General features: G+C 70.7%; 14 protein-coding genes. 6 read left to right on the forward strand and 8 right to left on the reverse strand.

Annotated elements, in window-relative coordinates; all coding sequences use genetic code 11:
- Nucleotides 1–16: 16 nt before the first annotated feature.
- Entirely contained in the window at nt 17–1,021 is a 1,005-nt protein-coding gene (locus tag A4E84_RS13115) for an aldo/keto reductase (RefSeq protein ID WP_062926751.1), read from the reverse strand.
- 98 nt (nt 1,022–1,119) lie between these two features.
- Nucleotides 1,120–1,737 (reverse strand): LysE family translocator, encoded by a 618-nt coding sequence (locus A4E84_RS13120; RefSeq protein WP_062926752.1) that lies wholly within the window; start codon nt 1,735–1,737, stop codon nt 1,120–1,122.
- 212 nt (nt 1,738–1,949) lie between these two features.
- Here A4E84_RS13120 and A4E84_RS13125 point away from each other — a divergent pair, with 212 nt between their 5' ends.
- Nucleotides 1,950–3,053 (forward strand): endonuclease/exonuclease/phosphatase family protein, encoded by a 1,104-nt coding sequence (locus A4E84_RS13125; RefSeq protein WP_062926753.1) that lies wholly within the window; start codon nt 1,950–1,952, stop codon nt 3,051–3,053.
- A 61-nt stretch (nt 3,054–3,114) separates the two neighbouring features.
- On the opposite strand, the gene A4E84_RS13130 is transcribed toward A4E84_RS13125, so the two are convergent.
- Nucleotides 3,115–4,497 (reverse strand): glycine--tRNA ligase, encoded by a 1,383-nt coding sequence (locus A4E84_RS13130; protein WP_062926754.1) that lies wholly within the window; start codon nt 4,495–4,497, stop codon nt 3,115–3,117.
- A 185-nt stretch (nt 4,498–4,682) separates the two neighbouring features.
- On the opposite strand from A4E84_RS13130, the gene A4E84_RS13135 reads away from it, so the two are divergent.
- From A4E84_RS13135 to A4E84_RS13150, 4 genes are read left to right on the forward strand one after another with little or no spacing between them, the layout of a single operon-like run.
- A complete protein-coding gene (locus tag A4E84_RS13135; RefSeq protein ID WP_062926755.1) occupies nt 4,683–5,648 on the forward strand; it encodes a metal ABC transporter substrate-binding protein in 966 nt (321 codons plus the stop codon).
- A 20-nt stretch (nt 5,649–5,668) separates the two neighbouring features.
- The gene (locus tag A4E84_RS13140; RefSeq protein WP_062931426.1) at nt 5,669–6,436 is read left to right on the forward strand and encodes a metal ABC transporter ATP-binding protein; all 768 of its coding nucleotides are present in this window, start codon (nt 5,669–5,671) and stop codon (nt 6,434–6,436) included.
- Nucleotides 6,436–7,338, forward strand: a complete 903-nt coding sequence (locus tag A4E84_RS13145) for a metal ABC transporter permease (protein ID WP_062926756.1) — start codon at nt 6,436–6,438, stop codon at nt 7,336–7,338. The genes A4E84_RS13140 and A4E84_RS13145 overlap by 1 nt, the downstream gene beginning before the upstream one ends.
- A 58-nt stretch (nt 7,339–7,396) precedes the next feature.
- The gene (locus tag A4E84_RS13150; RefSeq protein ID WP_062926757.1) at nt 7,397–7,816 is read left to right on the forward strand and encodes a Fur family transcriptional regulator; all 420 of its coding nucleotides are present in this window, start codon (nt 7,397–7,399) and stop codon (nt 7,814–7,816) included.
- 186 nt (nt 7,817–8,002) lie between these two features.
- On the opposite strand, the gene A4E84_RS40625 is transcribed toward A4E84_RS13150, so the two are convergent.
- From A4E84_RS40625 to A4E84_RS13170, 4 genes are all read right to left on the reverse strand, one after another.
- On the reverse strand, nt 8,003–8,701 hold the full coding sequence (locus A4E84_RS40625; RefSeq protein ID WP_107308314.1) for an MFS transporter: 699 nt from the start codon (nt 8,699–8,701) through the stop codon (nt 8,003–8,005).
- Nucleotides 8,702–8,758: 57 nt separating this feature from the next.
- Complete coding sequence (locus A4E84_RS13160; RefSeq protein WP_062926759.1) at nt 8,759–9,592, reverse strand: isoprenyl transferase; 834 nt, start codon at nt 9,590–9,592, stop codon at nt 8,759–8,761.
- An 80-nt stretch (nt 9,593–9,672) separates the two neighbouring features.
- A complete protein-coding gene (recO, locus tag A4E84_RS13165; RefSeq protein WP_003990109.1) occupies nt 9,673–10,419 on the reverse strand; it encodes a DNA repair protein RecO in 747 nt (248 codons plus the stop codon).
- Between the two features lie 26 nt (nt 10,420–10,445).
- Entirely contained in the window at nt 10,446–10,661 is a 216-nt protein-coding gene (locus A4E84_RS13170; RefSeq protein WP_062931427.1) for a hypothetical protein, read from the reverse strand.
- Between the two features lie 436 nt (nt 10,662–11,097).
- Between A4E84_RS13170 and A4E84_RS13175 the strand changes: the two genes are divergently transcribed.
- Entirely contained in the window at nt 11,098–12,594 is a 1,497-nt protein-coding gene (locus A4E84_RS13175; protein WP_062926760.1) for an alpha/beta hydrolase, read from the forward strand.
- On the opposite strand, the gene A4E84_RS13180 is transcribed toward A4E84_RS13175, so the two are convergent.
- Complete coding sequence (locus A4E84_RS13180; RefSeq protein WP_062926761.1) at nt 12,581–13,018, reverse strand: VOC family protein; 438 nt, start codon at nt 13,016–13,018, stop codon at nt 12,581–12,583. The two genes, A4E84_RS13175 and A4E84_RS13180, sit on opposite strands and share 14 nt — an antisense overlap.

Below are 13,018 nucleotides of genomic sequence, written 5' to 3' on the forward strand. Positions count from 1 at the left end.
GTACCCAAAGCCCCGTTCAGCTTTCGAGGTGCGCCATCTGGGCTGCCGGGTAGCGGTCGCCGGCGGCGGCACCGGCCGGTACGGCCTCCTCTATCGCGGCCAGGTCCGACGGCTCCAGCGTCACGTCCAGCGCACCCAGCGCCTCCGTGAGCCGGTCGCGGCGGCGGGCGCCGACCAGGGGCACGATGTCCTCACCGCGGGCGAGCACCCAGGCGATGGCGATCTGCGCGACGCTGACGCCCTTCTGCTCGGCGATCTTCCGCAGCGCCTCGACGAGGTTCAGGTTGTGCCGGAGGTTGTCGCCCTGGAAGCGCGGCGACATGGCCCGGAAGTCGCCCGGGCCGAGCTGCCGGTCGGCGGTGAAGTGGCCGGAGATCAGGCCCCGGGAGAGCACGCCGTACGCTGTGATGCCGATGCCCAGCTCGCGGGTGGTGGGCAGGATCTCCTCCTCGATGCCGCGGGAGATGAGGGAGTACTCGATCTGGAGGTCGGAGACGGGTGCCGTGGCCGCCGCCCGGCGGATCGTCTCGGCGCCGACCTCGCTGAGGCCGATGTGCCGTACCCAGCCCTTCTCGACGAGTTCCGCTATCGCGCCGACCGTCTCCTCGATCGGCACGTCCGGGTCGAGGCGGGCGATGCGGTAGACGTCGATGTGGTCGACGCCGAGGCGCTGCAGGGAGTGGGCGGCGAAGTTCTTCACGGCGGCGGGCCGGCCGTCGTAGCCGAGCCAGCTGCCGTCCGGACTGCGCAGAGCGCCGAACTTCACGCTGATCAGGGCCTGTTCGCGCCGGGCGGCGGGGGTGGCGCGCAGGGCCTCGCCGATCAGCATCTCGTTGTGACCCATGCCGTAGAAGTCGCCGGTGTCGAGCAGGGTGACGCCCGCTTCGAGCGCCGCGTGGAGGGTCACGATGGACTCGGCCCGGTCCGCCTCGCCGTACAGGGCGGACATGCCCATGCAGCCGAGACCGAGGGCGGAGACCTGGGGGCCGGTGGTTCCGAGGGGGCGGGTTCGCATCGTCATGCCCTCCACCTTGCCATGACAGCTGACAGATTTCAATATCTGTCATTCGATACTTGTCAGCCCCTTGAGTGCGTCCCGGCCCCGCTCGCCGTCCGCGGCTACCGCGCCGTGAACGCCAGCTTCGCCCCCAGCGCCACGAACGACCCCGCGAAGCCCCGCCGCAGCCAGGCCGTCACCCGCGGCCGGCCCAGGACATGCCGGCGTACCGACGCGGCCAGCAGTCCGTACACGGCGAACACGACGAAGGTCGCCAGCATGAAGACCCCGCCGAGCCCCGCCATCCGCAGTACCGCGTGCGGCTCCCCGGGGGCGACGAACTGCGGCAGGAACGCGAAGAAGAAGATCGTCAGCTTCGGGTTGAGGATGTTGATCAGCACCCCGCGCACGATGACCCGCCGCGCCGGCAGGTCCGGGGCCCCCTCCCGCTCCTCCACCACGAGCGCCTCCTTGTCCCGCACCGTCGCCCACGCCATGTACAGCAGGTAGGCGACACCCGCGTACTTCAGCACTTGGAACGCGGTCGCGCTCGCGTGCAGCAGCGCGGCGACGCCGGTGACCGTGGCCAGCAGGTGCGGCACGATCCCGAGCGTGCAGCCGACGGCCGCGACGACACTCGCGCGCCGCCCCCGGGAGAGCGCGGCGGCGAGGGTGTAGACGACGCCGGTGCCCGGCGTGGCGACGACGACGAGGGTGGTCAGCAGGAAGGCGATGCTCATGCCGTCACCCTGGCGCGGCCTCCCGCCCCGGCAACAGGACCAATCGGCCTCGGCGCTACGGGACCAGTCCCCCGATCCCAGGGACCTCAGCGTCACCACCGTTCGACACGCTTCACACCCGATCCGACAATGGAAGTGCCGGTGGGTGGTCTCCCCGGCGGCGCCCGCCCGCCGGTCGCGCGGAACTCCTGCGCCGCCCGAGGGAGCGCGCCATGACGGTCCGTATCGCCACCTTCAACACGGAGAACCTCTTCCGCCGCCCCAAGGTCTTCCGCCTCCAGGGCGACAAGCAGCGCCGCGAGGTCCTCGACGACTACGCCGGGCTGGTCTCCCTCCTGGAGCAGGAGACCTACGACGACGACACCAAGACCCGCATCGCCGCACTCCTCAAGAAGCACCGGGTGCACGACTCGCGCAAGGACAGGCCGTTCTTCGTCAACGAGACGCGCGGCCAGGGCACGTTGTACAAGACGAAGGGCAGCGGCGAGCACGTCACGTTCGAGATCGTGGCCAAGGGCCGTTCGGGGTGGACGGGCTGGGTGGAGCTGGTCCGTGACGACCTCGACTGGGCGGCGGTGCACAACACCGGCCGGGTGATCGCCGAGGTCGACGCCGACATCCTGCTCACGGTGGAGGTGGAGGACCGCACGACCCTGCGCCGCTTCAACGAGCAGGTGCTGGGCGCCGACCTGAAGAAGACGCCGTACCCGTACGACCTGGTGATCGACGGCAACGATCCGCGCGGCATCGACGTGGGGATCCTCAGCCGCCACCCGGTCACGTCCATGCGGACGCATCTGTTCGACCCGGACCCGGACCGCCCGGGGGCGTACCTCTTCAGCCGGGACTGCCCGGAGTACGAGATCCAGATCGGCGGCACACCGCTGTGGCTGCTGGGCAACCACCTCAAGAGCCAGAGCGGCGACGACCCGGAGCTGCGCGTCGCCCAGGCCCGGCGGGTGGCGTCGATCTACCAGACCGCACTGGAGCGTTCGCCGTACGTCGTGGTCGCCGGCGACCTCAACGACGAGCCGTCCAGCGAGGCGATCCGGGCCCTGCTGGACACGGGCCTGCGGGACGTGATGGGTCACCCGTCCTACCGGGGCGCCCCGGGCACCCACGGCACGGGCAACTCCGAGAGCCAGAAGCTCGACTACGTGATGCTGCCGCCGCCGCTGTGGGAGCAGGTGCAGCACGTGGAGGTCGAACGGCGCGGCATCTGGGCGCCCTCGACCATCAAGTCCTTCGACACGGTCACCTCGAAGTGGAACCGCGCCTCGGACCACGCGGCGGTCTACGTCGACCTGGACCTGTGAAACGCGGCGGTGCCGGGCCCCTCCGAGGAGGAACCCGGCACCGCGGCCCGGCGAAAGGCGATCAGCAGCCGATCAGGCGGGACGCCAGGTAGCCCTCGATCTGGTCGAGGGAGACGCGCTCCTGCTTCATCGAGTCGCGCTCGCGGACGGTGACCGCGTTGTCCTCCAGGGTGTCGAAGTCGACGGTCACGCAGAACGGCGTGCCGATCTCGTCCTGGCGGCGGTAGCGGCGGCCGATGGCGCCGGCGTCGTCGAACTCGATGTTCCAGTTCTGGCGGAGCGCCTGGGCGAGGCCCTTGGCCTTCGGGGACAGCTCCGGGTTGCGGGACAGCGGAAGGACCGCGACCTTCACCGGGGCGAGGCGGTGGTCGAGGCGCAGCACCGTGCGCTTCTCCATCTTGCCCTTGGCGTTGGGGGCCTCGTCCTCGATGTAGGCGTCCAGCAGGAACGCCAGCATCGCGCGGCCGACACCGGCCGCGGGCTCGATGACGTACGGCGTCCAGCGCTCGCCGGCTTCCTGGTCGAAGTAGGTGAGGTCCTGGCCGGAGGCCTTGGAGTGGGCACCGAGGTCGTAGTCGGTGCGGTTGGCGACACCTTCGAGCTCGCCCCACTCACTGCCGCCGAACTGGAAGCGGTACTCGATGTCGGCGGTGCGCTTGGAGTAGTGGGAGAGCTTCTCCTTCGGGTGCTCGTACCACCGCATGTTCTCCTCGCGCAGGCCGAGACCGGTGTACCAGTTCCAGCGCTGCTCCATCCAGTACTCCTGCCACGTCTCGTCCTCGCCCGGCTTGACGAAGAACTCCATCTCCATCTGCTCGAACTCGCGGGTGCGGAAGATGAAGTTGCCGGGCGTGATCTCGTTGCGGAAGGACTTGCCCATCTGGGCGATGCCGAACGGCGGCTTGCGGCGCGAAGTGGTCTGCACCTGCGAGAAGTTGGTGAAGATGCCCTGGGCGGTCTCGGGGCGCAGGTAGGCGACGGAGCCGGAGTCCTGCGTGGGGCCGAGGTGGGTGGACAGCAGGCCCGAGAACTGCTTGGGCTCGGTGAACTGGCCCTTGTTGCCGCAGTTGGGGCAGTTGACGTCGAGGAGGCCGTTCTCCGGGGCGCGGCCCTTCTTCTCCTCGTAGGCCTCCTCCAGGTGGTCCGCGCGGAACCGCTTGTGGCAGGAGGTGCACTCGGTCAGCGGGTCCGTGAAGGTGGCGACGTGGCCGGAGGCGACCCAGACCTCGGGGGCCAGGATCACGGACGAGTCGATGCCCACGACGTCCTCGCGCGACGTCACCATGTAGCGCCACCACTGGCGCTTGAGGTTCTCCTTGAGCTCGACACCCAGGGGGCCGTAGTCCCAAGCGGCGCGCTGACCGCCGTAGATCTCACTACAGGGGAATACGAAGCCACGGCGCTTGCTCAGGCTGACGATGGTGTCGATCTTGTCGGCGGCCACGGTGCTCTCTTCATTACGACGACGGGCGACGAAGCGAGTTGCTTCCAGCGAATGCTTCAGGTTACCGGCGGGGGCGCCCCCTCAATCAAATCGCTCCCCCTTCGGCCGCCGCCGGCCCCCCTCCGGATCCCACTGGCCGGACCGTTTATTGACAACGGTTTCCATATTTGCTGAAAATGAGTGTCATGAACGTACGACGACGCCTCATACCCGCCGCCCTGGCCTCCGCTCTCGGTCTCGGCGCCCTGACCGCCTGCTCCAGCGACAGCGCGGCCTCGGGCAACACGGACAAGTTCGACGTCGTCGCGTCGTTCTACCCGATGGCGTTCCTCGCCGAGCAGATCGGCGGCGACCACACGAACGTCACCAGTCTGACCGAGCCCGGCCAGGAGCCGCACGACCTGGAGATCAGCACCAAGCAGCGCGCGCAGCTGGAGGAGGCCGACGCGGCGCTCTACCTCAAGGGCCTCCAGCCCGCCGTCGACGAGGCCATCGGCCAGACGGGGATCAAGACCAAGATCGACGCGGCCTCGCTGACCCACCTGGAGGACCACGGCACCGGCGGCCACACCCACGAGGGTGAGGAGGGCCACGCCGAGGAGGAAGGCCACGCCGAGGAGGAGGAGCACGGCCGCGACCCGCATGTCTGGCTCGACCCGGTGAAGTACGCCGAGATCGCCCAGGGCGTCGGCAAGGCCTTCGAGAAGGCCGACCCCGACCACGCGGCCGACTACAAGAAGAACACCGAGGCCCTGGTCAAGAAGCTGAACGGGCTGAACGGCGACTTCGAGAACGGCCTGAAGAACACCAAGTCCAAGGTCTTCTTCACCAACCACGCCGCCTTCGGCTACCTCGCCGAGCGCTACGGCCTCACCCAGGAGGCCATCTCCGGCATCGACCCCGAGAGCGAGCCCAGCGGCGCCCGCGTCCGGGAACTCCAGCAGGAGGCGAAGGCCGACGGCGTCACCACCGTCTTCTACGAGACACTGGTCTCCGACAAGACCGCGAAGACCCTCGCCCGCGACGCGAACCTGAAGACGGACGTCCTCGATCCCCTGGAGGGCATCACGGACAAGTCCCGCGGCGACGACTACTTCCAGGTCATGGAAGCCAACCTCAAGGCCCTTCAGGCGGCCCTGGGAGCCAAGTGATCGACCCATCGGAGGACGGCATGACCGAGCCCGTCGTATCCCTGCAAGGGGTCCGCGCGGACCTCGGCTCGCGCACCGTGCTGCGCGGCATCGACCTCACCGTCCGCCATGGTGAGGTCGTCGCCCTGCTCGGCGCGAACGGCTCGGGCAAGTCGACGGCCGTGCGCAGCATCATCGGCCAGGTGCAGACCGGCGCCGGCGAGATCCGGCTGTTCGGCACGGACCGCGGGCGGTTCCGCGACTGGCACCGCGTGGGCTACGTCCCGCAGCGCACCACGGCCGCGGGCGGCGTGCCCGCCACGGTGACCGAGGTGGTCTCCTCCGGCCGCCTGTCCCGGGCCCGCTTCGGTGTCCTGCGCAAGGCCGACCACGCGGCCGTACGACGCGCCCTGGACCTCGTCGGCATGGCCGACCGGGCCAAGGACTCGGTCGACGCCCTCTCCGGCGGCCAGCACCAGCGCGTCCTCATCGCCCGCGCGCTCGCCTCCGAACCCGAGCTGCTGATCATGGACGAGCCGATGGCCGGCGTCGACCTGGCCAGCCAGGAGGTCCTCGCGCACACCCTGCGGGAGCAGGTCGGCCAGGGCACGACCGTGCTGCTCGTGCTGCACGAACTGGGCCCCCTGGAGCCCCTCATCGACCGGGCGGTCGTCCTGCGCGACGGCTGCGTCGTCCACGACGGGCCGCCCCCGAAGGCCGTCGGGCAGCATGCCCTGCCCGGCCACGACCACGTACACCCGCACGCACCCGCGGGCGCCGAACCCCTCCGCACGGGACTGCTGAGCTGATGGACATCCTCGACTACGCCTTCATGCAGCGGGCCCTGCTCGCCGCCGTCCTGGTCGGCATCACCGCCCCCGCCGTGGGGATCTACCTGGTCCAGCGGCGCCAGGCCCTGATGGGCGACGGCATCGGGCACGTGGCGATGACCGGTGTCGGTCTCGGCTTCCTGCTGACCTGGTCCCCGGTGTGGATGGCGACCCTCGTCTCCGTCCTCGGCGCGGTCCTCATGGAGCTGATCCGCTGGTACGGCAAGACCCGCGGCGACCTCGCCCTCGCGATGCTGTTCTACGGCGGCATGGCCGGCGGTGTGATGTTCATCAACCTCGCGCCCACCGGCTCCAACGCCAACCTGACGTCGTACCTGTTCGGCTCCCTGTCGACGGTCTCCGATTCGGACGTCACGGCGATCTGCGTGCTGGCCGCCTTCGTCGTCCTGGTCACCCTCGGTCTGCGGCGGCAGCTGTTCGCGGTCAGCCAGGACGAGGAGTTCGCCCGGGTGACGGGCCTGCCGGTGCGCGTGCTGAACCTGCTGACGGCGGTCACCGCGGCCGTCACGGTGACGGTGGCGATGCGCGTGGTCGGGCTGTTGCTGGTCAGCGCGCTGATGGTGGTGCCCGTCGCGGCCGCCCAGCAGATCGGCCGGAGCTTCGCCGCGACGTTCGCGATCGCCGTGGCCATCGGTGTGAGCGTGACGATCGGCGGCACGGTCACCTCGTACTACCAGGACGTGCCGCCCGGCGCGACGATCGTGCTGCTGACCATCGGCGCGTTCATCGTGCTGACGGCGCTCGCGACCCCGCTGGCCCGCCGCCGCGCCCGCGCCGGGGCGGGCGGGGACACGACGGCCGACCCCGCCGAGTGCTCGATTCCGGGCAGCCGGGCGGCGGCCGACGAGGTCGGCGTCTGACCGCCCCCACCACGGGCTGGCACAATGGCCCGGGCAAGGCAGACGTGAGGAGGCAACGGTGACGACCGCTGGACCGTCCGTGAAGGGCCGCGCCACCAAGCAGCGGGCCGCTGTGGCGGCGGCCCTGCAGGAGGTCGACGAGTTCCGCAGCGCGCAGGAACTGCACGACATGCTCAAGCACAAGGGCGACTCGGTCGGGCTCACCACGGTCTACCGCACCCTGCAGTCCCTCGCCGACGCCGGTGAGGTCGACGTCCTGCGCACGGCCGACGGTGAGTCGGTGTACCGGCGCTGTTCCACCGACGATCACCACCACCACCTCGTGTGCCGGAGCTGCGGCAAGGCCGTCGAGGTCGAGGGGCCGGCGGTGGAGAAGTGGGCCGAGTCCATCGCGGCCGAGCACGGGTATGTGAACGTGGCTCATACGGTGGAGATTTTCGGGACCTGCGCGGACTGTGCGGGGGCCTCCGGCGGTTGAGCCGTTGATCGCCGTGGGGGTGGGCGCAGTTCGTCGGCTGCGGCTGGATCGTGGCTGGTCGCGCCCCGCGGCGGAGCCGCATCGGCACAGCCCCGCGCCCCTGAGGGCGGAAGACTCCAGGCTTCCTACGCGGCCGGGCGCTGAGTCGGCGGCGGACGAGCAGGGACAGGGCGGTGGAGGCCAGGATCACGGTGCCGCCGACGCGCAGGGTGAGGTCGTAGGCGCGTTCCGGGGCGGTCTCCGGGGTGAGCGAGGTGATGGCCGCCGCCGTGGCCGCGAGGCCGACGGCGCCCAGCGTGACGAGGGCGGTGAGGACGACGCCCGAGGCCTCGCCGGCGCGGGCGGGCGAGACGACCTGCTGGGTGGCCACACCGACGAAGGTCCAGCCCAGGCCGAGCCCGAGCGCGCACCAGGTGACGACCGGCAGGCAGAACCACCAGGACCAGGCCGGGCCCGGGTCGCCTCGGGAAAGGCGTTGGTGATCACGGACACCGACACGGGGAAGATCAGCGCCGCGCCCGCGCCCTGCACGGTCCGGGCCGCGACGAGCACGCCGAGGTCCGGCGCGAGGGCGCAGCCGACGGAGGCGGCGGCGAACAGCCCGGTCCCGGCCAGCAGGACCGGACGCCGGCCGAGGAGGTCGCCCAGTCGCCCGCCGACGGTGAACAGGCAGCCGACGGCGAGCATGTACGCGGACAGCGTCCACTGGGCCGCGGAGACGGTCGTGTCCGGCTCTTCGGAGATCCCGGGGACGGCCGGGTCGAGCGCGAAGAAGTCCAGCTGGATGCAGAACAGGGCGAGCGAGGACGCGAGGAAGACCCCGGCCCGTCGGGTGGTCCGCCGGGGTACGCCGGGGTACGCCGACGCCGGTGGAACCCATGCCACCAGGACACCGCCGCCGCGGCCCGGCTGCCACCGGAGGGGTGCCGGGCCGCCCGCGCGTTACGGCTGTTCGCCCTCCATGGCCAGCAGTTCCTCGTTCGGGACGGCCCCGCCGAAGCGCCGGTCCCGCGAGGCGAACTCCAGGCAGGCCCGCCACAGGTCACGCCGGTCGAAGTCGGGCCACAGCACGTCCTGGAAGACCATCTCGGCGTACGCGCTCTGCCAGATCAGGTAGTTGGAGGTGCGCTGCTCCCCGCTGGGACGCAGGAACAGGTCCACGTCCGGCATGTCCGGGTAGTACAGGTACTTCGCGAAGGTCTTCTCGCTGACCTTGGACGGGTCGAGCCTGCCGCTCTTCACGTCCTCCGCCATGGCCTTGGCGGCGTCGGCGATCTCGGCCCGGCCCCCGTAGTTCATGCAGAAGTACAGGGTCAGCCGGTCGTTGCCCTTGGTCTGCTCCTGAGCGACCTGGAGTTCCTTGGCGACCGAGCGCCACAGCTTGGGCATACGGCCCACCCAGCGCACCCGGATGCCCAGCTCGTCGAGCTGGTCGCGGGTCTTGCGGATGAAGTCCCGGTTGAAGTTCATCAGGAAGCGCACCTCGTCGGGCGAGCGCTTCCAGTTCTCGGTGGAGAAGGCGTACAGGGAGATGGCGCCCACGCCCATCTCGATGGCCCCCTGGAGCACGTCCAGCACGCGCTCGGCGCCGACCTTGTGCCCTTCGGTGCGCGGCAGGCCCCGGTCCTTGGCCCAGCGGCCGTTGCCGTCCATGACGATCGCCACATGCTGCGGTACGAACTCCCCGGGGATCTTCGGGGGCCGCGCGCCGGACGGGTGCGGCTCCGGCGTCCTGTACTCCCGGCGCTGGCGCCCCAGGATCCCGCGTACGGCCATGTGTCTCTCGTCTCCTCGTGCTCGCTTGCTCTGTTTTCCGCTGCTGGCGATGTCCGCTGCTCGCGTCTGCGCTGCTCGCGCTACTTCTCGACGTAGCGCAGGGAGCGCAGGCCGCGCTCCATGTGCCAGTGCAGATACGCGGACACCAGCCCGCTGCCCTCGCGGACGTAGCGCGCCTCGCACGCGTCCGCGGTCTCCCAGTCTCCCGTAAGCAGGGCGCCGAGGAGTTCCAGGGCCTGGGGCGAGGGTACGACGCTGCCGGGCACCCGGCAGTCCACGCAGACGGAACCGCCCGACGCGACGGAGAAGAACCGGTTGGGCCCGGGCATCCCGCACTTGGCGCAGTCGGTGAAGCTCGGGGCGTACCCGTTGACGGCGAGGGAGCGGAGCAGGAACGCGTCGAGCACGAGGTGCGGTGCGTGCTCCCCCCGGGCGAGGGTCCGCAGGCCTCCGACCAGCAGCAGGTACTGCTGCACGGCCGGCTCCCCCTCATGGTCGGTGAACCGCTCGGCGGTCTCCAGCATGACGGTGCCGGCCGTGTACCGCGCGTAGTCGCTGACGATCCCGCCGCCGTAGGGCGCGATGGTCTCGCTCTGCGTGCACAGCGGCAGTCCCCGCCCGACGAGCTCGCTGCCCTTGGCGAAGAACTGCACGTCGACGTGGGAGAACGGCTCCAGGCGCGCACCGAACTTCGACTTCGTCCGGCGCACGCCCCGGGCCACCGCGCGCACCCGTCCGTGACCGCGTGTGAGCAGCGTGATGATCCGGTCCGCCTCACCCAGCTTCTGGGTGCGCAGCACGATGCCGTCGTCGCGGAACAGACTCATGGAGCCATTCTGGCAGGGTCGTCACGTCAAGGGACCTCGCCCCTGCTGCGGGCGTTGGCGTACGCGGTCGCCGCGCGCAGCCGCTCGGCCGGGGTGGCGTGCCGGACGGCTCCGGGCTCGGCGTCCCACTCCCTGCCGCCCCCGTACGGCCGCAACTGCACGTAGGGCCCCTCATGCCCCATCACGATGCCGATGCGGCCGCTGCGGGTGTCCACGACGTACGCGCCGACGGGGGGCTTCATCGCGGCACCGCCGCGAGCCGCCGGGCGGTAGCCGATGCACACCGGCCCCCTTCGACGAGCGGGCAGGACACTTCCCTCACAAAACTCACCGGGTCAAGTCCCGGTGAGGGGAAATTAATTCCGGCCTTGACGAGTTCTGCCCGCAATTCTTTCACCACGTCCTCCGCTTCTCCGGCGCAGAGCGCCGAGTGTCGTGCCTCCACCGTGCTCCCCTTCCTTTCACGGTTTCACTCTTCGCATCCCCCTGGTCACGCTCCGCGTCTACACTCTGGAAGGGTCTGTGCCGTACAACTGCGGCGCGGCACAAAGGGGTTCGGCACGGGGCGCTGCAAAAGGGCGCCAATTCAGCGGGGCACTCGTCCTGGGGTAATCCCCCTGGAATTCCGGGAGTTACCCGGATGTGGCCGCCGGCTGAAGTCCGCCAGGCTTGCTCGGTATGAAGCAGATCACGAAGCATGTGGCGCTGGTCGCCGCCGCCGGTGCGATGCTCGGGTTCGCCGGGCCCGGTGGGGCGTCCGAGCCGGCACCGGGCTCCCTCGACTGGACCCGGTGCACCGGGTCCGGCCTCGACCCCAGACAGCAGTGCGCCACCCTCGCCGTCCCCATGGACTACTCCGACCCCGACAGCCCGGAGATCCGGATCGCCGTCAGCCGGATCCCCGGTGAGAAGCCGTCCGCGCGGCGGGGCGCGCTGTTACTCATCCCGGGCGGGCCCGGCGGGGACAGTCTCGGCGACCCCTCCGGCAAGGGGCAGAAGCTGCCGCAGAAGGTGCGGGACGCCTACGATCTCATCGGGTTCGCGCCGCGCGGGATGGCGCCCTCCACTTCCGTCGACTGCAAGCTCGACCCGGCCGACATCAGCATGACGAAGCGTCTGCCCTGGCCGGCCCCGGACGGTTCCGTCGACGGGAACATGGCCACCGCCCGGCGTACGGCCGAGGCCTGTGCCCGAAACGGCGGTGAGCTGATCCGGCACATCAGCACCGCCAACGAGGCCCGCGACCTGGACCGCCTGCGGGCCGCCCTCGGTGAGAAGAAGATCTCCGCGTGGGGCGTCTCGTACGGCACCTACGTCGGCGCCGTCTACGGCCAGTTGTTCCCGCACCGCACCGACCGCATCGTGCTGGACAGCAACAACAACCCCGACCACACCCGCGTGACCCGCAACTGGCTCGCCGCCTTCGAGACCGGCGTCGAGGACAACTTCCCCGAGTTCGCCAAGTGGGCGTCCAGGCCGGGCAATCCGCACCGGGTCGCCCGTACGCCCGCCGAGGTCCGCTCCGGCTTCCTGCGGCTCGCCGCCCGGCTGGACCGCGACCCGCTCCCCTGGCCCGGCGCCAACCCCCCGCTGCTGGACGGCAACGCGCTCCGCCAGACCATGCTGTCCAGCCTCTACGACCCCGACGACTACCCGGTCCTGGCCGAGGCCGTCCGGGCCGCCCGCAAGGACACCGTGCCGCCCGCGCCCGAGGCCCCGCCCGAGCCGGTCCTGCAGAACGTCGCCGCGGTCGGCGTCGGCACCGTCTGCAACGACGTCGAGTGGCCCGGCTCGGCCGCCGCGTACCAGAAGGACGTCGACGAGAGCCGGGCCGCGTACCCGCTGACCGCGGGTATGCCGCGCGGGCCGATGGTGTGCGCCGCGTGGCCGTACAAGCCGAAGGAGCCGGCCGTGCGGATCACCGACCGCGGCCCCTCGAACATCCTGCTCGTGCAGAACGAACGGGATGTCGCCACCCCGCTGGCGGGAGCCCTCAAGCTGCGGCAGGCCCTCGGCGACCGGGCGGTCATGGTCACCGTGAACTCCACGGGCCACGACGCCTATCTGGCCAACGGCAACGCCTGCGGTGACGCCACGGTCTCCCGCTTCCTGGCGACGGGCGAGCGCCCTCACCGGGACCGGTACTGCGACCAGGGACCGTTCAGCGTTCGGTGAGGGGGGCCGGGGCCTCCTGGACCGCCCAGCCGTTGCCGTCGGGGTCCTGGAAGAAGAGGAAGGAGTTCCAGCTGTCCTCGCCCCGGCCCTCCGCCCAGCCGGACGCGCCCACGTGCAGGACCGGGGTCACCTCGACCCCGCGCCCCACCAGCGCCGCCCTGGCCGCCTCGATGTCCGTCACGCAGAGCTGGAGGCCCCGCAGCGAACCGGGGGCCATCCGCGGCTGCCCCGGTGACTCGGGCATCCCCGACTCCAGCACGATCGAGCAGCGGGACCCGGGCGGGGTGAGCTGGACGAAGCGGCCGACGCCCTCGAAGAACGCGGCGTCGGTCTCGGCGCGGAATCCGCACTGGTCCTGGTAGAAGGCCTTGGCCCGGTCCAGATCGGAGACCGGCACGACGAGCACTTCGAGGGTCCAGTCCAT

Source organism: Streptomyces qaidamensis, assembly GCF_001611795.1.
Taxonomy (GTDB): domain Bacteria; phylum Actinomycetota; class Actinomycetes; order Streptomycetales; family Streptomycetaceae; genus Streptomyces; species Streptomyces qaidamensis.

Bases quoted from the DNA above. Each gene is read 5' to 3' on its own strand.
- A4E84_RS13115 (WP_062926751.1), bottom strand. From the start codon at position 1,021: ATGACGATGCGAACCCGCCCCCTCGGAACCACCGGCCCCCAGGTCTCC.
- A4E84_RS13120 (WP_062926752.1), bottom strand. From the start codon at position 1,737: ATGAGCATCGCCTTCCTGCTGACCACCCTCGTCGTCGTCGCCACGCCG.
- A4E84_RS13125 (WP_062926753.1), top strand. From the start codon at position 1,950: ATGACGGTCCGTATCGCCACCTTCAACACGGAGAACCTCTTCCGCCGC.
- A4E84_RS13135 (WP_062926755.1), top strand. From the start codon at position 4,683: ATGAACGTACGACGACGCCTCATACCCGCCGCCCTGGCCTCCGCTCTC.
- A4E84_RS13140 (WP_062931426.1), top strand. From the start codon at position 5,669: ATGACCGAGCCCGTCGTATCCCTGCAAGGGGTCCGCGCGGACCTCGGC.
- A4E84_RS13145 (WP_062926756.1), top strand. From the start codon at position 6,436: ATGGACATCCTCGACTACGCCTTCATGCAGCGGGCCCTGCTCGCCGCC.
- A4E84_RS13160 (WP_062926759.1), bottom strand. From the start codon at position 9,592: ATGGCCGTACGCGGGATCCTGGGGCGCCAGCGCCGGGAGTACAGGACG.
- recO (WP_003990109.1), bottom strand. From the start codon at position 10,419: ATGAGTCTGTTCCGCGACGACGGCATCGTGCTGCGCACCCAGAAGCTG.
- A4E84_RS13170 (WP_062931427.1), bottom strand. From the start codon at position 10,661: ATGAAGCCCCCCGTCGGCGCGTACGTCGTGGACACCCGCAGCGGCCGC.
- A4E84_RS13175 (WP_062926760.1), top strand. From the start codon at position 11,098: ATGAAGCAGATCACGAAGCATGTGGCGCTGGTCGCCGCCGCCGGTGCG.
- A4E84_RS13180 (WP_062926761.1), bottom strand. From the start codon at position 13,018: ATGGACTGGACCCTCGAAGTGCTCGTCGTGCCGGTCTCCGATCTGGAC.